Origin of the sequence: Methylovirgula sp. 4M-Z18 (genome assembly GCF_037890675.1) — a bacterium.
Classification (GTDB): Bacteria; Pseudomonadota; Alphaproteobacteria; order Rhizobiales; family Beijerinckiaceae; genus 4M-Z18.
Window position 1 is genome coordinate 4041586 of the sequence record NZ_CP149574.1, and the last position, 21714, is coordinate 4063299.

The window sequence follows — 21714 nt, forward strand, 5'->3', positions numbered from 1 at the left end:
AGCTGGCGGACATCCGGCCTTTTTCAAGCCGGATCCGGTCTCGGCGGCAAATGCTCAATCGGAGTAGATGAATCTGGCGACGGCTGCTTCGGCAACATTCGACTTGTCGATAACCGTGAAGCCGGTACCGATCGCTGTTGGAATGGAATTGCCCGTCAGATGTGCATGGGCGCAAATGACCCCAAAGTAACCGATTTCAGCCGGATGCTGCGCGATGGCGAAGTCGACCAGACCCGATTTCAGGTTGTCGACGATCGAAGTCGGCGCGTCGAAGGCCGCTACCTTGATCTTTCCGGTTTGGCCTGCTTGTTGGACGCCATTTGCTGCGCCGAGCGCGGAGAAAAGATTGGCGCCAAACACACCGTCGAGATCCGGATTACGCGCGAAAACGGCCTGGAGCTGCGATGCGGCCTTGTTCGCGTCGTCGTCGTTAAACTGTGTTTCCAGAACTTTGACGTTTGGATATTTCTTCATCTCGGCCTTGAAGCCCTCTTCGCGCTGGTCAGTGGTCGAGATGCCGGGCTTCACGTTGGAAACGTAGACCTTGCCCTTCTCCCCGATGGCCTTTGCCAGGGCACGTGCAGCGATTGCGCCGCCAAGGACGTTGTCTGAGGCGACATAGGCGAGTGGGAAATCCGCGTCTCCGCTGCCCGTCTGGTATTTGCCGTTGCCGATGAACGTATCGACGGTGATGATCGGAATGCCGGCGTCGGCAGCCTTCTTCATCGGCTGGACGAGCTGGTCCTTGTCCGTCGGCGCAATCAGAATGGCGTCCGGCTTCTTTGCGATGATGGCATCGAGTACAGGAACCTGGGTTACGGGGTTGAAATCCGGTGCGCCCTGGAAAACAATTTCCGCGCCGACTGCCTTGGCAGCTGCTTCCGCGCCCTTGCGCATAGTGATGTAGAAGGCATCCGTGGTGAGCCCCGGAATCAGAGCGATCGTAAATTTTTTATTTTCCGCCCGGGACTTGCTTACGGCAAAAGCAACCGGTGCGCTCATGGCCATGGCTGCAGCGGTTTTGACGAACGAACGACGCTCCATAGTTTCCTCCCTGTCCCTATATGGCGAATTGGTCTTCATTGCTTCCGATCGGCATCTCGTCCGATCGAATAGGGAACTATGTGCGCCAACATCATGCCGGCGTCAAGAAATTTCTTCCTGAAAATTATTTCTTGATAGCTTTCGCCAGCAAGTCTGGCCGACTCAGACTTCCGGTCCGGGACGCAGGATGTCCAGAATGGCCTGGGCAGTGGCCGTATCCGTCACCAAGCTATTGATCATGCCTGAGCGGACCGCGCCGATGATCCCCGGCGCCTTTTTCACCGTTGCCGCCACCCCGATGGCAAGGGTCGTTCGACGCAACTGATCGGCGGAGGCAGCAATCATCCTCTCTTCGCCGTCCCAGTTCAGCAATGCGCCATTTATATCGACATAATGACGAATGACATCGCCGACCGCTCCGCCGATGGCCTGTTCGCTTTCGGTGGCGGCACTCGCCTCCGGTGCATTAATGGCGTGCGGCAATCCAACGCCGACGATGACACAGTCAAGGCGGTCCCAAAGCCTCGTCGTTTCCTGCACGAGGGGATCGCTCATGAAGGCATCTCGCAATTCGACTGAGGATACGTAGGGTGCATGTAGGAAATGCGCCACGCCACCAAACTGCTCGGCCGCTTGGCGAACGAATTCGTTGATCTGAAAATGGGGTGCCGCCTGCTGCATTCCGCCGTTGAGCGCGACAGCGCGCGCGCCCTGCAGGCGCGGCAACCCGGCCGCCAAAACCTCCCGGACAGCCCGCCCCCAGCCGATACCGATGATCGACCCCGCTCCAAGCCCTTCATCCTTGATGAGCGCGCCGAGCGGCGCGGCCAATGCGCCAAGAACACCTGTCGAAGGGGTTTCAACAACGACGGCGCGCTTCAGCCCGAGCGCTTCTGTCAATTCGAGCGTAATCTCTTCAGGAGAGGAGAGGTCCATCACCTCAATTTTCACGATGCCGAGCGCTCGCGCCTTTTGCAGGAGACGTGAAACCGTCGCAGTAGATACGCCGATCTTACGTGCGATATCGACCTGCGCCATGTTCGCCTCGTAGTGCAACTTGGCGACCATGTGGAGCGTCGCCCGCGACGCCGGGGTTTCTTGAACGGTAGGCACAATCAGCTTGCAATTCCTTTCTGAAATGTGTTACAGGAATAAAACTACATCGAAATGGCCCGAACTTCAATACGAGCGCGAGCCTGTTCGAGGGAATTTCATCATTGGCGCCACAAGCAGGGGGATGATTCGCTTCCCTGAGATTGAGACGTCTGACGCCCAAAGCAAGCGTGTTTTAATTTAGGGAACGAGACAATGGCAGCTATGACGACCGCGGAGCGGCGCGGATACCAACAAATTTGTGATGCGAGCGGCTCGATGATGGTCATCGCATGCGACCAGCGCGGCGGTATGCGGACACTTCTTGCGGCAACGCCCGAGGAGCAGGCGAAAATCGGGAACAATATCTTGGGCGAGACCAAGGCCGACATCGCCCGCTATCTCGCGTCGCATGCCGGCTGTGTGCTGGTGGACCCGATCTGTGCGGTTCCCGATCTGGTTGACAACGATATCCTGCCGCGCCACACAGCTTTGCTGATCGGAATCGACGCCTCCGGCTGGGAAATCTCGCCGGAAGGCTATCGTATTTCGAAAATCGTCGACGGTATCAATGCGCGCCGCGTACGGGAATTGGGTGGCACAGGCGGAAAAATCATGGTCTATCTTCGCATGGACCATGAAGCGGCCAATGCCAAGAACCTAGCGACGCTGAAGGAAACCATCGAGGATTTTGCCCGCGAGGATCTGCTGCTTGTCGTGGAATTTCTGACCTATCAGGTCGAGGGCGAAAGCCGCGAGGAATACGAAGCGAAAATTCCCATGCTGATCCGGGAAGGAACGCGCGCCTGCCTTGAATTGGGCTCCAAAGTGCTGAAGATTCCTTATCCGGGATCGGAGGCGGCTTGCGCCGAAGTGACCCGGATTGCGGGCGACGTTCCGTGGGCTGTTCTGTCGGCCGGCGTTGACCACCAGACGTTCCTCGGCCAGGTCGAGGCGGCTATGAAGAACGGTGCATCCGGCGTCATTGCCGGCCGGTCGCTGTGGAAGGATTGCATCTCGCTCGACCGCAAAGTCTCGCAAGACAAACTTTCCACAACGGCGGTTTCGCGCCTGCGCGACATCCAGGCGCTCATCAAGCGCTATCGTCATAGCCAAAGCGCCGCGGCCTGAGGCTCGTCGCCCATGTTCTCGGAGCGTTTCGCAATCGGTGTCGATGTCGGCGGGACAAACATGCGCGCCGCAAGCATATCGCCGACCGGCGACATTTTACGCAAGAAGGTGGTCGCAGGCAGCCGTGAACCTGACCAAGCGCTTGACTTGATCAAAGCGCTGATCCGCGACATGGGCGGTGAAAACGCGGCGGCGATTGGGATCGGCATCCCCGGGCGCGTCGACGGTTGGACCGGTGAGGTCATCTCGGGCGGTTTTCTGGACCTCTCCGGAAAAGACCTCAAGGGTGAAATCGCTCAAACCTTTGGCCTGCCCGTGATGGTTGCCAACGACTGCGGCATGGCGCTGATCGGTGAGGCGAGGCGAGGCGCCGCCTCGGGCCTGCGCAATGTGGTGATGCTGACGATCGGCACCGGCATCGGCGGCGCGACGATGGACGGAGGAAAGGTCGTCCATGGCAAACGTTGCGCAGGACAGTTCGGCCATCTCATCGTGAATGTGAACGGGCAGCCCTGCCCTTGCGGCCAGCGCGGCTGCGTCGAGACCGAATCTTCGGGCACATCATTGCGGCGCCACCTGAATGAGGCCGGCTATAGCCAGGAAACGCGTTTCGAACACGTTCTGCCGCTCGCTATCTCAGGTGATCCAAACGCCTTGGCAGTGATGCGTGCGTGGGCAGGACCTCTGCGGGCGGCCGTCAACACACTTTCTGCCGCCGTCGACCCGGATGTCGTCATCCTGGGCGGCGGTATGGGGCACGCCGCCCTACAAGCCCTCAGTTTCTTGCCTGCGGCGAAGAATTGGTACGAAATCGAGATACGAGGCGCCCTGCTCGGCGATGATGCCGGTGTCATCGGTGCTGGACTTGCCGCTTTCGACCTTACCGGGGAAACCGGCCGCCCGGCCGCACACGCCGGCAAAGGATTGGTGATGGTAAATGGGGTGCCCGGTTCCGGGAAAAGCTCGCTTTCCCATAGATTGTCCTCACGCACGGGATGGCCCGTTCTAGCGCTCGACACGATCAAGAATCCGTTCCTCGAACTGATCGAAGATGTAGACAGGCCGTTCAACCGAGTTCTCGGCAGGGCGAGCTACAAATCCATCTTTTCGATTGTCGCGGAAGCCCCTGAAGGCTCGACCTTCATCGTTGACGCGTGGTTCGGCTTCCAGCCCCGGGAAACCCTGCTGGAGCATGTGGCGATGGCCGGCATTACCGGCATCGTGGAACTGTGGTGCCACGCACCGCCGGAAACCGTCGGTGAGCGCTATTCCAGCAGGGCCAGCCAGCGGCTCCCCGGCCATCCGGGACAATCCTATGTGCCCGAGCTTATAGAACTTGCCAAGCGGGCAGAGCCATACCACCTCGGCCCTGTCCTTGATATCGACACCACAAAGCCCCAGGACGTTGAAAGCATCACAACCTGGGTGAAAAACGCCTTGTTCGCTACATGAGCTGGGCTCGGGTCGGATGTTCCCATCACTATATGCATCATGGCAGCGATTTTCGTTCTGAACGGCATGGTGCTTTCGAAGTCGATCCTTGGAAAGCAAACTCATCGTCACAGGCGTTGTTATTCTCATCGCCGTATGGCTCGATACACGCAGCAAATCGTTGAGCATATGAGATGTCGCAAGCTATGGGTAAAATTATCACGATCGGAGAAATTCTCGTCGAGATCATGGCCATGGAAACGGGCAACGGCTTTAAAACCGCTATTCCATTGATTGGTCCTTTTGCGTCCGGAGCACCGGCAATCTTCATCGATCAGGTGGCGAAGCTCGGGCAGCCCTGCGGTATCATCAGTGCGGTCGGCCAAGATGATTTTGGCGCCCTGAATGTTGAACGGCTGCGGCGGGACGGTGTCGATGTGTCAGCCATCGGCATGCATCCCACCGCGGCGACGGGCAGTGCCTTCGTGCGCTACCGCCCCGACGGCAATCGCGACTTCATTTTCAATATCAAGCACAGCGCTTGCAGCGCCATCGGGCTGACGCCCGAGGCTGAAAAGCTGATCGAGACCGCGAATCATCTTCACATCATGGGCTCTGCACTTGTCTCCGAGGGGATTATCTCCCTAATCCGCGCAGCAATCGCACATATCAAAGCCAAGGGCGGCACAATCTCTTTCGATCCCAATATCCGCAAGGAAATTTTTGAATTACCCGGCATGCGCGCGGCTTTGGATCACGCGCTTCAAAATACCGATCTCTTCATGCCAAGCGGACCGGAAATCCTGCTCTTCAGCAAGGCTGCTGACGAAAAAGAGGCGATCGCAGAATTGCTTGATCGCGGCATCAAAGCGATCGTCGTCAAGCGCGGGGCGAATGGAGCAAGTTACTTTGACAGCGCGGGCGAGGCATTCGCGCCGGCTTTCAAGGTTGACGAGGTTGATCCCACAGGTGCCGGCGACAGTTTCGGAGCGGCGTTCGTCACTTGCTGGCTAAGGGGAATGGAGCCGCGCAAGGCCCTCATCATCGCCAACGCGACGGGCGCGCGAGCGGTAGGTGTGAAAGGTCCAATGGAGGGAACCTCCACGATGGCGGAGATCGAGGCATTCCTGGCAAAGCATAGAGAGACGGCGTGAACAGTACCAACAGACTTCGTGCCCTTCCTGCCCGTTATGCAAGCGGCACGTGCACCGGAATAACTTCGATCTGCTCCGCGCATCCGCTAGTCATCGAGGCCGCTCTGTTGGAAGGCGTCGCCACCGGTACGGATGTTCTGATCGAAGCCACTTGCAATCAGGTCAATCAGGAAGGCGGCTATACGGGGATGACGCCAGCCGACTTCCGGCAATTTGTCGAAAAAATCGCCCTGCGGGTTGGATTCGATACAAAGCGACTCATTCTGGGTGGCGACCATCTTGGCCCAAATCCGTGGAGACATCTTCCCGCCGAGGAGGCCATGCGGCGGTCCGAAGCGATGATGGATGCGTTCGTGCGGGCAGGTTTTACCAAGATCCATCTTGATACGTCGATGGGTTGCGCAGGCGAACCCGTCGCACTGCCCGATGAGACGACCGCGGCGCGCGCGGCGCGCCTTGCGAAAGTATCGGAAAGCGCGGGGGATTCAACCGACTACGATCGCCCTCTATATATTATCGGCACTGAAGTGCCGATCCCGGGAGGCGCAATGGAGGCGCTCAATCATCTCGAATTGACCAAGCCGGACGCAGCCATCGAAACGGTAGAGGTGCATCGCAAAGCCTTCACCGCACTTGGCCTTCAAGACGCGTTTGAACGGGCCATCGGTGCGGTCGTGCAGCCTGGTGTCGAATTTGGCAACGAAAATGTTGTCATTTACGATAGGGGCAAGGCAGCCTCCTTGAGCGCGGTTCTCAAGCAGGTGCCACAATTCGTGTTCGAGGCTCATTCGACCGACTATCAACCGGTGCAGGCGCTGTCCGAGCTAGTGCAGGACGGGTTCGCAATCCTTAAGGTCGGTCCGATGCTTACATTCGCGCTGCGGGAGGCGCTTTACGGCCTTGATCAACTTGCGGCCTTTCTCGACAATCTGGGCGACGAAGAGACGCTGCGCGGAAAGATGGAGCGGCTGCTCCTTGCCGAGCCGAAGAATTGGGAGAAATATTACCATGGTGATGCCACGGAGCGTCGCTTGCAGCGCCATTTCTCATATAGCGACCGCATCCGCTATTATTGGCCGCACCCCGACGCGCGCGCTGCCGTAGACGCTCTGCTCCGGCGGCTCTCAGGGCGCAAGCTGCCAGAAACGCTCATCAGCCAATATCTTGGCACGCTCTACCCGGCAGTTGCATGCGGCAAGGTCGAATCTCAGCCGCACGCGTTGATGATCGAAGCGGTTCGCAACGTCATTCGCAATTATGATCGAGCGGCGATGGTCCGCCATTCATAGCGAGGATTGTGAATGTGATCCTAAAAGTGACCCCGCGCTGAGAGCCACAACCCATTGATAATATTTACGCAATCTAACGAATCCTAGAGGTCCGCGTCGATGGTAGATTGACCCTCTGAATGACGGGAGGTTAAACAACAATATCAAATACCTGCGGGCATTTCGTATGCGAGTCAACATTCTGAGCAATTTCACAGACCGGCGTCAGCCAGAACTTGCATCCTTTCCAAGTTGAGGTGGTTGCGGGAGGGCGCAACTACCGAGACCGACATTCGCTGGAAGTGGTGATTTGAAAGCTTCGATCTAGCACAGCGACGCAATGTGGAGTCGAGGGCCTGTCGGCCACGGCCTCGGCGAGAAGCCGCTTCAGCTTGGCGTTCTCTTCTTCAAGGCCGCTCGGGCGTTTCGCCTCCGAGACATCTATGCCCCCGAACTTCGCCTTGCATGCATAGAAAGTTGCACTGCTGATCCCGTGCTTCGGGCAGACATCAGCCGTGGGAACACCTCCCTCCTAATCGCGCAAGACCACAATGATCTGCTCCTCTGCAAACCTCGATCTCTTCGTGGTCCAGTCTTTCCTTCGGGCCGGACTCTAGCCTCTTCTGGAGGACATGGTAGGTGCCACAGCACATTTAGCCTCCGGCGCCGTTTAGAATCCATCTGCTGCGCCCCATTGCCCCGTCGGCACCACATGGCGGCGGCCTCAGCGAACTCAGAATGCGTTTCGAGCGATGTGGAATGATTATTTGATTTTGCGCGCTCCGTCGGATTGTCCGCTTTCGATGAGCGAGAGATAACGCTGAGCGGCCTTTGAAAACTTCGCCTGCCAGATTGTATGAGCTTTAGAAAGGTTTCCGTCTCTAATCGCCTCATAAAGTTTCATCACGTAGTTCTGGGCATCCGCTTTGCGATCCGTATAGACAACCCCGAGTAGATTATTGAAGCGTCTCACGTCCCCCGTCAGTTCCGAGAAGTAACGAATGGTCCTCTCCAAGTCAGTCGCCTCGATGATAGCCTGCTGAAACTCAAGGTCATTGCTGACGGTTTGAGCCTGGTTATCGAGTTCAGCGAACTTGACAGCGTTTTTGGCTAGTTTTTCCAAACGATTCAGATCGGATGTTTTGAGGCGGCCCGCTTCCGACAAGAGGTAATCAAGCGCGATACGGCCAAGCGCCACCCTAATATTATAGACCTCGATCACGCTCGCGGCGTCGACAGCGCGGACAGAAGCGCCCTTGTTTCGCTTCAGTTCCACAAAACCTTCACGCCCAAGTAATCGCAGCGCTTCCCGAACCGGATGACGAGAGACATCGAGCATGTCGGTGAGTTGTTGCTCAATAAGGCGGTCCCCAGGCTTAAACTGCCCCCCGATGATGGCCTTCCGGATTTGCTCAGCGGCAAATTGGGTGGCCTCCATGTTGGTCATTCGGGCCATGACCGATTTTTCTACAGACTTCGACATCCGACGTTCTCTTCCATTTGACGGAACGTCCTACTCCAGCGACTCATTTTTGTCGATCATATACAATGGAAACCCACAGAAACTCCAATTCATGCCCTCTTGATCCCGGCTCGGTTGGCGACGCCCGGAGTCCAAAATGCGGTAGCCGGGGATCGCCTCGGAACCGGCGCTTCAGCGCGATCGCATTACCCCGGGGACCGAGCTCGATCATTTTCGTCCATCCCGCCGCGCAGGAGCACATCATGAACGGCGACGGCGAACTCGAATAGTTGCCAAGATGGAACCCCGCAAACCATGCAATGCTGAAGTCGCGCTCCTCGGCCGTTTGAACCATCTTTCTCATATTGCACATGATACCACGCGCGCCATGCGGATGATCGCGAACTGTCATGAGTCTGAATAGGCCAAGCAGCGTATCGTTCTCCTAAATCGAATTGAAATCAGGCATTCGGATGCCTTGTGTTTTGTTCGTTCATGCGGCGCTCTGAAAGGCAAGCGGCGCGCCGACGGCATAAGCGCCATCCTGGTAGATCAGCGGTGCAACTTGGGAGGCAAAGCGCGACGCGATCACGCGACCAACGATGATGTCGTGGGTCGAATAGCAGTAGGCGTGATCGACTTCGCAAAAGAGATTTGCTTGTGCATCCGAGAGATACGGCATCCCATTCCGCAAGGCCCAATTGCCAACGAGAAACCGCTCCTCTGCCGGTACGCCTCCACTAAAGCGCTTGGAGATATCGACCTGAGAAGCCTGCAGCAAGTTGATGCAATAGCGCCTCTCCTTGCGCAGAGGATCGCTGATCGATGCTTTTTGATTGATACAGGCCAGAATGGAGAGCGGAGAGAAGCACAACGACGTCACTGACGTCACAGTTATCCCGTACCGCACGCCTTCGTTTTGGCAGGAAATCACGCAAACCGTTGCCGCGAGACGCCGCATGGATTGACGGAAATCTTCTTGGTTTTGATCAAGCATCCCGCGCTCCCTTTTTCTGACTCTAAAATTGTAGATTATCTACAATCTGTCAAGGCAAGTTTTGCCGTCAGTTATTAAAGGCCAACAACAGGAGGCCCCTCGGGCTAGAAGAAAGTGCTTGCGGTGCAACGCGTTAAGGGTGGTCGTGATCGTGGGCGGGAAGATTAACAGGGAAATGGCGCCGCAGATCCTCGACCTGGTCGGAGGACAGATAGCGAGGATTTAGGCCTCTCAGGAGGAGATAGAGCCTCGCCGTTTCTTCAAGTTCTTCCGTTGCAAAAACCGCCGCCTCCAGATCCTTACCAGTGACCACAGGTCCATGGTTGGCGAGAAGCACAGAGGTATATTTTCCGGCGAGCCCCTTGATCGCCTCGGCAACGGCTGGATCGCCAGGACGGTGATAGGGCACAAGTGCGGTTTGTCCCGCACGCATCAAATAATAGGGAGTCATCGGCGGCAATACGGCTTTGGGATCGATTTCCGGAAGCATCGTCAAGGCAACGGAATGCGTCGAATGCAGATGCACGACGGCTTGCGATTCGGGCACCGTTTCATAAAGCGCTGAATGAAGTGGAATTTCCTTGGTAGGCGCATCGCCGGAAATCAATCGACCGTTCGGGTCCAGCCGAGAAATCCTTCCCGGATCCAAAAAACCGAGCGACGCATTCGTCGGCGTCACGAGCCAGCCACCATTCGGCATTCTAACCGAAATGTTGCCGGATGAGCCTGGCGTCAACCCGCGATCAAACAGCGATTTACCATAAAGGCATATCTGCTCACGAAGACTCGTTTCGTTCATCTTATTTGCTCCTTCGCTCTCACCTGCCGCCGGCGAACATTTTCGACCGCCTCAACCCGCCAAACTCTACGCAGATCCATAGATCTTTGATGCCGCTTCTAACCACGCTTCCAGTAGCGGCATGACGACACCTTTGGTTACGGAAAAATTTTGCCGCGCGGATCCCTCAAAAGGGATTGCAGATTGTAGATAATCTGCATTATGCTATCGCAAAATTTCACCGGAGAACAAGAAAAATGTCGATTTCGCATCCTTCCACCGGTCCGGCCGCCGCAGTCATAGGACTGGGATCGATGGGGTTGGGGATGGCAAAATCGCTGTTGAAAGCCGGTTTTACCGTAAGGGGCTGCGATGTATCCCAGGCGGCCAAGGACCGCTTTTCGCAAGCTGGCGGACAGGTCGCCGACACGCCCGCGGAAGCCGCAAAGGACGTAGGTGTCGTCCTTTGCGTCGTGATCAATAGCACGCAAACCGACGGCGTTCTTTTTGGAAAAAACGGCGCCTTCCAAGCTATGAGGCCCCAATCCGTCTTCGTATCGTCCGCCACGATGGCGCCGTCCGAAGCCAGGCGGCTGGCGGGGCGGCTGGCAGAGAGGAATATTCATTATCTCGATGCGCCGATTTCCGGCGGCGCCGTCAAGGCGGCCGACGGCGCCTTGACAGTGATGGCGTCAGGTAGTCGAGCTGCTTTTGAAAAGGCTGAGGGACTGCTAGCCGCTATCGCTGCGAAGACCTACCGGCTGGGTGATGCTCCAGGGATCGGGGCATCCGTGAAAATGATCAACCAGCATCTGGCTGGCATCCACATTGCCGCCGCTTGCGAAGCCATAACCCTAGCCTCAAAATTGGGGCTCGATTTGCCCACGGTGTACGAGGTGATCACCGCATCCGCCGGCAATTCCTGGATGTTCGAGAATCGCGTACCTCATATTCTGTCCGGGGATTACACACCGCTCAGTTCCGTCGAGATATTCGTCAAGGATCTTGGGATTCTTCAGGATATGGCACGAATGGAACGCTTTCCGGCTCCGCTCGCCGCGGCGGCCCTGCAGATGTATCTTGCCACTTCAGGCGCTGGAATGGGCGGAGATGACGATGCTTCTGTCGCACGCACCTATGCCGCACTTTCAGGTGCCAGCTTGCCGGAGCATCGCTCATGATCCGGTTTGCGGCCAACCTCTCCATGATGTTTACGGAATGGCCGTTTCTCGATCGCTTCCAAGCGGCGGCGGATGCGGGATTTGGAGCTGTCGAATATCTTTTCCCTTATGATTTTCCCGCGGAAGCGATTCAGGAACGGTTGACGAAATTTCGCCTGATGCAGGCGATCTTCAACTTGCCCCCCGGGGACTGGCCGGCGGGAGAGCGCGGGCTTGCCGCCCTGCCCGACCGTTTCGCGGAATTCAAGGACAGTGTCGCAAAGGCGCTACACTATGCCGAAGCAACCGGGGTCAAGAGTCTGCACATGATGGCCGGCATTGCCGACCGCCACGATCCTATTGCGACCGCGCAATATCGACAATCGGCTTTGTTCGCCGCTGAACAACTCGCCACCAAGGGGCTGACCCTGCTGTTGGAGCCCATCAACACGCGCAGCATGCCTGGCTATTTCCTAAACGACTTCGCTTTTGCCGAGAGCTTTATCCGTAGCTCCAATATGGAGAATGTGAAGCTGCAGTACGACGTATTCCATCGCCAGATTCTGCATGGCGACGTCACTGCAAGCTTCCAGCGACTGCTTCCAATCATTGGACATGTACAGATCGCGAGCGTGCCGGACCGACATGAGCCCGACCAAGGCGAGATTAATTGCGACCATTTTCTGAGCCATTTGCAAACGCTCGGCTATGACGGGTTTGTCGGCTGCGAGTACATTCCTGCTGGGCAGACATGTGACGGGCTTGGATGGTTCCTGCCCTACCGAAAGCACTAAAATGACGATTCTCGTTGCGGCGATCGCTGACGACTATACGGGCGCATCTGACCTCGCCAATACGTGGCGCAAAGCCGGATTCCGTACGGTCCAAACGATTGGCATTCCCTCCAGCACGCATGGCTTTACGGACATTGACGCCTTGGTCGTGTCCCTAAAGATTCGATCTGTGCCGGCGAGCGAAGCCGTTGCCGCGGCGCTCAACGCCGACGCGTTCCTGCGCGGGCTCGGTGTTCCGCATGTCATGTACAAGATCTGCTCGACTTTCGACTCCACCGATGACGGTAATATCGGACACGTGACCGAGGCACTGCGCGCGAATGCCGGCGCGGACTGGGCATTGATCTCACCCGCATTTCCCGAGACCGGCCGAACCGTTTATAAAGGTCATCTCTTTGTTGCGGACACTTTATTGAACGAGAGCCCGCTGAAAGATCATCCCCTCAACCCCATGCGCGATGCGAACCTTGTTCGTGTTCTTTCGAGGCAGACCAAACACCCCGTTTACAACGTCGATTTTCAAACCATGAACCAAGGCGCATTGGCTTGCCACGAGCGCATTAAGTCTCTCCCTCACAGACCGTGCTCGATCATAGCTGACGCGATTTCACAGAACGACCTTGACATTCTCGGCGAGTTGGCAATTTCGAACCCCGTCTCCACCGGTGCGTCCGGCCTCGGCGCTGGAATTGCCCATGCGATCTTGCAACAGCACTCCAAAATTATCGCGGCAAAACCGTTGGAGCCTGTCGCAGGATATGCGGCCGTGCTTGCGGGAAGTTGTTCCGCACGCACATTGGAGCAAATTGCGGCCGCCGAATTACATATGCCGACATTCAAACTCGACCCCGATCAGTTGATTGCGTCGAACGGTAACGTGGAAACGGCAATAGGCTTTGCTCGGCAGCACATCGGTACAGGCCCATTCCTCATCGCTGCATCGAGTTCGCCGGATACGGCACGCGCCGTGCAACAAAGGCACGGTAAGCTCGTAGCCGGACAGGTGATTGAAGCGGCCCTTGCCGATATCGCGGCACGATTGGTTGCGATGGGTGTGAAGCGACTCGTCGTAGCAGGGGGAGAAACATCGGGCGCAATCGTGGACCGGCTGGGTATCGAGAGCTTTGAGGTCGGTGACGAATTGGCGGCAGGTGTTCCCGTCCTAAGATCAACGGACCCGAAATCCGGAAACCTGATGATGGTACTCAAGTCGGGCAATTTTGGCGGGACCAATTTCTTTCATGACGCACTCGTTCGGATGAAATAGCAGCGCCCCGGCTAAACTATGAGCTGTCGCTACATCACGAGCCGAGTTGCCGAATGGCATTGTTTCCGCATTCGAAACGAGGGAAATACACATGGAATCTACCTTCGGAGGCAAGACTGTCGTTGTTTCCGGTGCCGCAGGCGGCGTCGGCCGAGCGGTCGTCGCGCAATTGGTCGCGCAGGGCGCTCGTGTTTGTGCGACAGATATTGCGAGCACCGTGACCCAGTTTGACGAAATCAAACCGGATCAAATTGTCTCGGTTATGGCGGACGTCACAAAGTCAGACGACGTCGAAAAGATCTTTGGTGTCGCAGAGGCGAAATTCGGCTCTGTCGATATACTCATCAGCAACGCCGGGTTTATTATTTCGAAGTCGGTGCACGATACCACCGAAGAGGAATGGGATCGCGTGATGAATGCGAATGCCAAGTCACTCTTTCTGATGTCAAAACGAGCGCTTCCTTCGATGATTGCAAAAGGGGCCGGTTCGATCGTTGCAACAGGTTCGATCTCAAGCGTCTTAGGCTTACCAGAACAGGCTGCCTATTGCGCTGCGAAGGGCGCGCTTTTGCAGCTTGTGCGGCAGATGGCGATTGATTACGCGCCGAAGGGTATCAGAGTGAATGCTGTCGGCGCGGGTTCGATCGACACGCCCTTTTTGCGGCGATATCTGGACGGTTTGGAAGATCCCATTGCGGGCGAAGCTGCTATCAAGGCCGCCCATCCGCTTGGTCGTTGGGCGGAGCCTAGCGAAATCGCTGATGCGATTCTCTATCTTGCAGGAAAAAAGGCATCGTTCGTCACAGGCCAGATCCTGATGGCGGACGGGGGATACTCTGCTCGGTAGCGGATAGAGCCTCCTGCTGCAAAGCATCCCTTATCAGGTGGAATTGGGCGAGTTCGGCTTTAGATGAGCGGGGCGCGACCGGTAGATTTCCGATCGTGATGCTGGCTCGGGCAACAGTTCGATGCGTCGATCGCCCGAATGGGGCGACGAGCGGAATGGTTGTGCCTCCAAAGGCAGTCGAGAAGTCAGCAAGTTGTGTTCAAACACGCGCTGCCTCGCTCATGAGTCCAATCGAGATTCCGGCTTTGGCCGCATTGGCTCCGGGTCAGGACTGGGCGCACGACTACCACCATTAAAGGAAGCAATCTCCTGTGAATCAAATTGCTCAAAAATAGTGCGTTGACAGATTGTAGATAATCTGCAATCTTAAAGCTAGGAACAGGAAAAGCAGAAAATGCTCTCGCAGGATCTGAGAACCGAGCATTTCCGACAGTCCATGCGGCGCGTGGCCTCGACGGTCTGCGTGATCTCGTGCAAGCACGATGGGCGCCGCTACGGCATCACCGTCACGACGGTAACTCCGCTCAGTTTCGCCCCGATTGCGATCCTCGCCTGCGTTAATCGCAATTCGTCGATCAGCGTGCCGCTCAAGGAAGAGGGGCGCTACTGCATCAACGTGCTTCGCGCCTCGCAGTCCGACATATCCAACTCATTCAGCGGCGGGCGACCAGCCGAGAGACGTTTCGACATTGGCGAGTGGAACGAAAAGGAGGGCGTCCCCTACCTGCCGAGCGCACAGGCGAACCTGTTCTGCGAGATGGATCAGGCAATCTCGTACGCCACCCACGACATAATTATCGGACGGGTGGCGGGAGTGGCATTCGCCTCCGATGTCGACCCGTTGATCTACCAGAACGGCGCCTATGCGCTGACTTCGCCCATGGTCCTCCAGAAGGCTGGATAGGACTGATTGCCAACGTCGATGACGGATCTTAGGAGCAAATGAATGCAGCTTGGTCTTTTTAACCTGATGACGCTACGCGATCATCCCGACGGCGCCCAGGGCGTGATGCGCGACACCCGCAAGATGGTGGAGACCGCCGAGGAACTCGGCTTCGACATTGCGTGGTTCGCCGAGCACCATTTCGCCAACTATTCGAGCTCGCCGTCGCCGCTGATGATGTGTTCCTACGCGGCCGGCTGGACCAAGCGGATAAAGCTTGGCCCGGGGGTGATCGTGCTGCCGCTGTACAACCCGCTCCGTGTCGCCCAGGAGATCGCTGTCGCCGACACGCAAACCGAGGGCCGCTTAGTCATCGGTATGGGTACGGGCTATCAGCGCTACGAGTTTGATCGCTATAATGTCGTTCTGGACGATCGGGTCGACGTTTTCCTTGAATATTGGGACGTTATCGAAAGGGCGCTCGTCGATGGCGAGGTCGAATACAAGGGAAAACACGTCTCCCTTCCCATAACCAAGTTCGCGATCAGCACGCAGCAGAAGCCTCTTCCGCCAATCTTTGTCACCTCCTCTCATCCCAAACTCCTCGAGCGGTTCAAGAAGTGGAAGGCGGTCCCGTTCCTTGCGGCCAGCACGCTCGGGTCGCCCGTGCTCTACAAGATGGTCGACGGGCTCAACGACGCCTGGAGGAGCATCGGCGAGCAGCCTGCGGCCAAGCCCTTGGCGATCATGCAGTACCTCGCCATAACCGACAATCGCAGCGAGGCCATGGCCGTTGCGGAGCGTGCCCGATATGTAGGGCGCATGGCGCATTATTTGCGCCAGGCCTCACCGCCGCTGGACGACAACAGCTACATCAGCAACCAGGCGTTTGAGGGCGAGTACACGCTCGACCAGTATGCAAACAACATGGTGGTGGGCGATCCGCACACCGTTGCCGAGAAGATGGTCGCGGACATCAAGCGTCTCAATCCTAGCAACTACACCTGCAACTTCTCCTTCGGCTGCATGCCGATCGAGTTGGCGCATCGCTCGATCGTTCGGTTCAAGAACGAAGTCGTGCCGCTCATCGAGAAGGAAGTGGGACCTATCGAAGCTATCGGCGTGACACCCGAGCTGGCGAGAAAGGCGAGTTGAGCGGCTTTGAAAAATGCCCAACCAATAACGTGGTCCGCAACATTAAAATGGGGAAGGATATGAGAACAATGATGAAGACTCTGCTGGCAGCAGCGGTTGCCACATTGGCACTCGCTGGTCAGGCGCATGCCGACTCCGCGCTCGACACGATTGTCAAGAATAAGCAGCTGCGCTGCGGCATCATGCTGGACGCGCCGCCCGCCGGATTTCGCGACCAGAACAACCAACCCGACGGCTATGATGTCACCTACTGCAAGGACATGGCGAAAGCGCTCGGCGCCGAGCCGGTGATCATCGAGACGCCATCGCCGGATCGCATCCCGGCCTTGGTTTCGAACCGAATCGATGTGCTGATCTCCTCCACTACGCCGACCCCGGCGCGCGCGCTGACGGTGGCCTTCACACAGCCCTACACCAACAACATCATGATGGTGGTGACGCGCAAGGACACCGGGATCAACCAGTATTCCGATTTGAAGTCCAAGAAGCTCGGCGGCGTCATAGGCGCCACGCCCGAGCAGCTTTTCAAGCAGGAGCTCGCCAAGGGCTGGCAAAGTTCCGGGGCGACCTACACCGGTTATGCGAGTGATGCAGAATCCTACCTTGCGCTGCAGCAAGGCAAGATAGATGCGATCCTGATCGCCGCTGGCGTTTTCCACGCGCTTTCGCAAAGCGGTCAGTTTCCCGAATTCGTAGCGGAGGGAGCGGCGCCGTTGGCCGATTTCGGTTCAATCGCGGTTCGCCGCGACGACGAGCAATTCCTCAATTGGGCGCGGCTGTTCATCTTCCAGCAGGAGGTAAGCGGGCGCCGTGCCGAAGTCTACAAGAAGTATTATGGCGACGGTCCGTTGCCGCCGCTGACAGCCGACGGCATCAACTTCTAACCTCGAAACCTCAGCCAGCGAGGAAGGCAAGCTGAGCGGCCTCAAAAATGCTCAGCCAGCAACTTAGTCTGCAAAGCAGAAAAGGGGAACAAAATGAAAGCGATTGTAAAGGCTCTGCTGGCGACAGCGGTCGCCTCCTTGGTGTTCGCAGCTCAGGCGCATGCCGAGTCTGCCCTCGACACGATCGTCAAGAACAAGAAGCTGCGCTGCGGCATCATGCTGGATAGCCCGCCTGCCGGATTTCGCGATCAGAACAATCAGCCCGACGGCTATGACGTCGCCGTTTGCAAGGACATGGCGAAGGCGCTCGGGGCCGAGCCGGTGATCATCGAGACGCCATCGCCGGATCGCATCCCCGCCTTGGTTTCGAACCGCATCGACGTGCTGATCGCATCCACCACACCGACCCCGGCGCGGGCGTTGACGGTCGCCTTCACCCAGCCCTATACCAACAACATCATGACCGTGGTGACGCGCAAGGACACCGGGATCACCCAGTATTCCGATCTGAAGTCTAAGAAACTCGGCGGTGTCGTGGGCACCACACCCGAGCAGCTCTTCAAGGAGGAACTCGCCAAGGGCTGGCAAAGTTCCGGGGCGACCTACACCGGTTATGCTAGCGATGCAGAATCCTACCTCGCTCTACAGCAAGGTAAGATAGATGCCATCTTGATCGACGCAGGTGTCTTCCACGCGCTTTCGCAAAGCGGTCAGTTCCCGGAATTCGTCAAGGCGGGGGCCGCACCTCTGGCCGATTTCGGCTCGATCGCGGTTCACCGCGACGATCAGCAATTCCTCAACTGGGCGCGGCTGTTCGTATTCCAGCAGGAGGTAAGCGGGCGCCGGGCCGAAATCTACAGCAGGTATTACGGCGATGGCCCGTTGCCGCCGCTGACGGCCGACGGCATTAACTTCTAACCAAAAGGTTCATGCCGGCGGGCCAATCTGCCGGCATGAGCATCGGGTGACTGCATGAACGGCTATCAGTTCTACTGGTCAATCGTCTGGGACTCACTTCCCCTGCTGTTGGCAGGAGCCTGGGTGACGATCCAGATCACCATTCTCGCCTTCATCATCGGCACGCTGATTGCGATGCCCATGGCCGTTGCGCGCCAGCAGGGAGAAGGATGGGCCTACCGCTTTTCGACCTGGTGGGTGGAGCTGTCGCGCAACACGCCTGCGGTCTTTCAGCTCTATCTTTTTTATTTCGGGGTGGGCGCCTTCCACATCAACATCCCCAGCTACGCCGCCGTGCTCATTTCCGTTTCCTTCAATAACGCCGGATATATGACGGAAATCTTCAGGGGTGGCTTGGCCGCCATCCCGCAACAGCAGCTGTCGGCTTCGCGCTCGCTTGGCATGACCAGCCCGCAGAGCTTCATCTACGTGATCTTTCCGCAGATGTTCAAGGTGATCTTCCTTGCGTATATCACACAAGGCATCTGGGGGATGCTGAACACTTCGCTTGGCATGCTGGTGGGACTGCAGGAGCTCTCGGGCGCCACGCAGTACGCACAGTCGACATCCTTTCGAACATTCGAGTTCTTTCTGGTCACGGCACTGATCTATTACCTCATTGCCAAAGGGTTGCAGTTATCGTCCCACCTCGCCTTCCGGCTCATCTACAGGAGCTAGGCATGCAGTTTCAATTCGCAAACCAAGGCCTTGCCTGGTCGGACGCATATTTCCTGGCTGAGGGGTTGCTCAACACCGTCAGGCTGGCCGCCGCGGCAACCCTTATTGGCACGCTTGCCGGGATCGTACTTGGCTGGCTGCGCACCGTGTCTTTGACGGCGAGGGTCGCAACCACCCCCTTCATCGACATCCTGCGCAGCGTGCCGATGATCATCCAGCTGATACTCGCCAACAGCTTTCTGTCGATCCTGGGCTTCGGCGCTTCACCCTTTTGGTTCGGGACAGTCGCGCTTGGCGCCTGGATGTCGGCGGTAACCGCCGAGGTGGTCCGCGCGGGCCTCCTCTCGGTCCCGGTTCAATACCGCAGAAGCGCTCGCTCGCTCGGCATGAACGGTTACCAGGAGCTTTTGTACATATCCACGCCCCTGGCATTCAGGACGGGACTGGCTCCGTGGATCGGTCTCGTCCTCAGCCTGATCAAGGACAGCGCTCTTGCGGGCGTGGTCGGCTACGTTGAGTATATGCGTTCCACCCAAATACTCATCACCAGGACACATGAGACCTGGTTGCTGCTGATGGGTGCGGGGCTTTTCTATTTCATCATCTGCTATCCGGTTTCGCGTTACAGCCGGCACCTCGAAAGAAAGGTCCGCGTATGATCCTCATCAATAACGTCCTGAAGGCCTTCGGCGCGGTGATCGTTCTGAAGGGCATCGACCTCAAGATCGAGAAAGGCGAACTCGTCTGTCTCATCGGCGCAAGCGGCTCGGGCAAGTCCACGCTTCTCCAGACTATCAACGGTCTGGAAAAGATTCAGGGAGGCGAGATCATTGTCGATGGCGTGAGTGTTCACGACCCGAATACCGACATCAACAAGCTGCGCCGAAAGGTCGGAATAGTCTTCCAGCAGTATAATGCATTCCCTCATCTCACCGCCCTGGAGAACGTCGCGCTCGCCCCGCGCGTCGTCGCGAAGCGTAGCCGCAAGGAGGCACTTGAGCTCGCGCGAAAGCACCTCGCGCATGTGGGGCTTGGCGATAAGGGGGAGAGCTTGCCGTCACAGCTTTCGGGCGGGCAGCAGCAGCGACTCGCGATTGCACGCGCCCTCGCGATGGAGCCAAGCTACATGCTGTTCGACGAGGTCACCTCGGCACTCGATCCGGAACTGGTGGGCGAAGTCCTGGAGACCATGCGGCTCCTTAAGCGCGAGGGGATGACTATGGTGGTCGTCACCCACGACATTAATTTCGCTCGGGAATCGGCTGACCGCGTGGCCTTCCTTTATCAGGGCCAAATCTGTGAAATCGGCACGGCCGAAGAAGTGATCGACAATCCCCAGAAAGAACAGACTCAGAAGTTCCTGCGACGCGAGAAGCGCAGGCCTCTTGAAATCGTCCGAAGTTCGGTCGCTTAGCGAACTCCACTCAACACACCATTGAAGGTTAGACTCATGATCTCGTTCAATCTCACGGGAAAGGCGGCGCTCGTCACCGGCGGCGCGTCGGGCATCGGCCTGGCAACCGCGCACATAATGGCCAAGGCCGGGGCCAAGGTCGCAATCAACTTTCTGCCGGCGGACCAGCGGGGTGAAGCGGCCCTCGCTCAATTCCAAAAGGAAGGGCTCAACGTTATCGGTGCTCCAGGTGATGTCGGCGACGCCGGGCAAGCGGAAGCAATGGTGCTTGAGGCGGTGGCGACGCTCGGCCGTCTCGATCTGCTTGTCAACAACGCGGGCATACCGGGCGTGAAGGTCCCGGTGCCAATCAACGATCTTGACGGCATTACAGAGGAGCTCTGGGCAAGTCTCCTTAACGTCAATCTTATGAGCGTGTTCCGGTGCTCTAAGGCTGCGGCGCCCGCTCTCAAGGCGGCCAAAGGAGCGATTGTAAACACCGCCTCCATCGCGGGTTTTGGCGCGGTGGCGAGCACCATTGCCTATAGCGGCTCCAAGGCGGCAGTCATCAACCTGACGAAGAACCTGGCGCGCGCGCTTGCTCCTGACGTGCGGGTCAACGCCGTGGCGCCCGGCGTGGTCGAAAGCTCGTGGGGCATCGAATGGTCGGAGGAGCGTCGTCTGAGCACCATTGCCAACACACCTCTGAAGAAAGTCTGCACCACGGCCGATGTCGCTCAGCTCATCGTCTATCTTGGTTTCGCCGGGGCGCTGATCACTGGTCAGACGGTGGCGATCGATGGTGGGATCTCGATCTGAATTGGATAACGGAGAACGAAATGGAACTCGTCAAGCTCAAGTCAGGCAGCGTCCTCGAAGAGAAGGAAGGCTATTCGCGCATCGTCGCCCTCGAGAACTGGATTTTCATGTCCCTCACAGCCGGGCGCGACTACAAGACCCGTGCGATGCCCGATACGGCAATCGAGCAGGCGAAGCAGGCGATGAAAAATGTGGAAGGGGCGCTTGAGGCGGTCGGCAGCAGCCTTGCGGATGTGGTGCGGCGGCGCATCTTCATTCCGCGTCAGGCGGACGTCCCGGAAGTGATGGCCTATATGGGCGAGAAGTTCCGGGGCGTCGATCCGGCAAGCTGCGTCAGCTGCGGCCCGCTGGGCGGACCTGAATATCTCTTCGAAATCGAGATCACTGCCTATCGTGGCGCGGGCGCACTTCCCGTGAAGAACCTGTCGATCTCGCTTTAATTGAACGAGACGGCTGATGCATCGGCGCGTTAGGCGCCTCTGCATCTTCACCCCCGGGGCTCTCCCGAGCCGTCTGCACC

Annotated in this window: 22 protein-coding genes and 1 pseudogene; 17 read left to right on the forward strand and 6 right to left on the reverse strand. The window is 57.6% G+C overall.

The window, feature by feature from the left end:
- Positions 1–54 precede the first annotated feature (54 nt).
- Positions 55–1044 carry an ABC transporter substrate-binding protein gene (locus V9T28_RS18595; RefSeq protein ID WP_116402253.1) on the reverse strand — a complete coding sequence of 330 codons (990 nt, stop codon included), beginning with the start codon at positions 1042–1044 and terminating at the stop codon, positions 55–57.
- 162 nt (positions 1045–1206) lie between these two features.
- Complete coding sequence (locus tag V9T28_RS18600; protein WP_116402255.1) at positions 1207–2112, reverse strand: sugar-binding transcriptional regulator; 906 nt, start codon at positions 2110–2112, stop codon at positions 1207–1209.
- 240 nt (positions 2113–2352) lie between these two features.
- Here V9T28_RS18600 and V9T28_RS18605 point away from each other — a divergent pair, with 240 nt between their 5' ends.
- The 4 genes from V9T28_RS18605 to V9T28_RS18620 all read left to right on the forward strand — a co-directional run bounded on the left by V9T28_RS18605 (position 2353) and on the right by V9T28_RS18620 (position 7141).
- Positions 2353–3267, forward strand: a complete 915-nt coding sequence (locus V9T28_RS18605; protein ID WP_116402257.1) for a tagatose-bisphosphate aldolase — start codon at positions 2353–2355, stop codon at positions 3265–3267.
- 12 nt (positions 3268–3279) lie between these two features.
- A complete protein-coding gene (locus tag V9T28_RS18610; RefSeq protein WP_116402258.1) occupies positions 3280–4719 on the forward strand; it encodes an ROK family protein in 1440 nt (479 codons plus the stop codon).
- A gap of 185 nt (positions 4720–4904) precedes the next feature.
- Complete coding sequence (locus V9T28_RS18615) at positions 4905–5852, forward strand: tagatose kinase (RefSeq protein WP_116402260.1); 948 nt, start codon at positions 4905–4907, stop codon at positions 5850–5852.
- The gene (locus V9T28_RS18620; protein ID WP_116402262.1) at positions 5849–7141 is read left to right on the forward strand and encodes a D-tagatose-bisphosphate aldolase, class II, non-catalytic subunit; all 1293 of its coding nucleotides are present in this window, start codon (positions 5849–5851) and stop codon (positions 7139–7141) included. The genes V9T28_RS18615 and V9T28_RS18620 overlap by 4 nt, the downstream gene beginning before the upstream one ends.
- Positions 7142–7478: 337 nt before the next feature.
- On the opposite strand, the pseudogene V9T28_RS18625 reads toward V9T28_RS18620, so the two are convergent.
- The 4 genes and pseudogenes from V9T28_RS18625 to otnC form a co-directional block, all read right to left on the reverse strand.
- Positions 7479–7676 (reverse strand): annotated as a pseudogene (locus V9T28_RS18625) (transposase); the annotation flags it as partial.
- Positions 7677–7883: 207 nt separating this feature from the next.
- Positions 7884–8603 carry a GntR family transcriptional regulator gene (locus V9T28_RS18630; RefSeq protein WP_116402263.1) on the reverse strand — a complete coding sequence of 240 codons (720 nt, stop codon included), beginning with the start codon at positions 8601–8603 and terminating at the stop codon, positions 7884–7886.
- A gap of 472 nt (positions 8604–9075) precedes the next feature.
- Positions 9076–9579 carry a flavin reductase family protein gene (locus V9T28_RS18635; RefSeq protein ID WP_116402267.1) on the reverse strand — a complete coding sequence of 168 codons (504 nt, stop codon included), beginning with the start codon at positions 9577–9579 and terminating at the stop codon, positions 9076–9078.
- A gap of 133 nt (positions 9580–9712) precedes the next feature.
- The gene (gene otnC, locus V9T28_RS18640) at positions 9713–10378 is read right to left on the reverse strand and encodes a 3-oxo-tetronate 4-phosphate decarboxylase (RefSeq protein ID WP_116402269.1); all 666 of its coding nucleotides are present in this window, start codon (positions 10376–10378) and stop codon (positions 9713–9715) included.
- A gap of 236 nt (positions 10379–10614) precedes the next feature.
- Between otnC and ltnD the strand changes: the two genes are divergently transcribed.
- The 13 genes from ltnD (at position 10615) to V9T28_RS18705 (ending at position 21634) form a co-directional block, all read left to right on the forward strand.
- On the forward strand, positions 10615–11538 hold the full coding sequence (gene ltnD, locus V9T28_RS18645; RefSeq protein ID WP_116402271.1) for an L-threonate dehydrogenase: 924 nt from the start codon (positions 10615–10617) through the stop codon (positions 11536–11538).
- A complete protein-coding gene (otnI, locus tag V9T28_RS18650; RefSeq protein WP_116402272.1) occupies positions 11535–12311 on the forward strand; it encodes a 2-oxo-tetronate isomerase in 777 nt (258 codons plus the stop codon). The genes ltnD and otnI overlap by 4 nt, the downstream gene beginning before the upstream one ends.
- Position 12312: 1 nt before the next feature.
- Positions 12313–13578 carry a 3-oxo-tetronate kinase gene (otnK, locus tag V9T28_RS18655; protein WP_116402274.1) on the forward strand — a complete coding sequence of 422 codons (1266 nt, stop codon included), beginning with the start codon at positions 12313–12315 and terminating at the stop codon, positions 13576–13578.
- 91 nt (positions 13579–13669) lie between these two features.
- Positions 13670–14425, forward strand: coding sequence for an SDR family NAD(P)-dependent oxidoreductase (locus tag V9T28_RS18660; RefSeq protein WP_116402275.1), 756 nt, complete (start codon positions 13670–13672; stop codon positions 14423–14425).
- 394 nt (positions 14426–14819) lie between these two features.
- Complete coding sequence (locus tag V9T28_RS18665; RefSeq protein WP_116402277.1) at positions 14820–15329, forward strand: flavin reductase family protein; 510 nt, start codon at positions 14820–14822, stop codon at positions 15327–15329.
- 42 nt (positions 15330–15371) lie between these two features.
- Entirely contained in the window at positions 15372–16463 is a 1092-nt protein-coding gene (locus V9T28_RS18670) for an LLM class flavin-dependent oxidoreductase (protein ID WP_116402279.1), read from the forward strand.
- A complete protein-coding gene (locus V9T28_RS18675) occupies positions 16460–17347 on the forward strand; it encodes an ABC transporter substrate-binding protein (RefSeq protein ID WP_245424204.1) in 888 nt (295 codons plus the stop codon). Before V9T28_RS18670 ends, V9T28_RS18675 begins: the two co-directional genes overlap by 4 nt.
- A 93-nt stretch (positions 17348–17440) precedes the next feature.
- A complete protein-coding gene (locus V9T28_RS18680) occupies positions 17441–18265 on the forward strand; it encodes an ABC transporter substrate-binding protein (RefSeq protein WP_116402281.1) in 825 nt (274 codons plus the stop codon).
- Positions 18266–18319: 54 nt separating this feature from the next.
- Positions 18320–18982, forward strand: a complete 663-nt coding sequence (locus V9T28_RS18685) for an amino acid ABC transporter permease (protein WP_116402283.1) — start codon at positions 18320–18322, stop codon at positions 18980–18982.
- Between the two features lie 2 nt (positions 18983–18984).
- Positions 18985–19641, forward strand: coding sequence for an amino acid ABC transporter permease (locus V9T28_RS18690; RefSeq protein WP_116402285.1), 657 nt, complete (start codon positions 18985–18987; stop codon positions 19639–19641).
- A complete protein-coding gene (locus V9T28_RS18695) occupies positions 19638–20396 on the forward strand; it encodes an amino acid ABC transporter ATP-binding protein (protein WP_116402287.1) in 759 nt (252 codons plus the stop codon). The genes V9T28_RS18690 and V9T28_RS18695 overlap by 4 nt, the downstream gene beginning before the upstream one ends.
- Before the next feature lie 36 nt (positions 20397–20432).
- Positions 20433–21194, forward strand: coding sequence for an SDR family NAD(P)-dependent oxidoreductase (locus V9T28_RS18700; protein WP_116402289.1), 762 nt, complete (start codon positions 20433–20435; stop codon positions 21192–21194).
- 20 nt (positions 21195–21214) lie between these two features.
- Entirely contained in the window at positions 21215–21634 is a 420-nt protein-coding gene (locus V9T28_RS18705; RefSeq protein ID WP_116402291.1) for a RidA family protein, read from the forward strand.
- Positions 21635–21714: the final 80 nt, after the last annotated feature.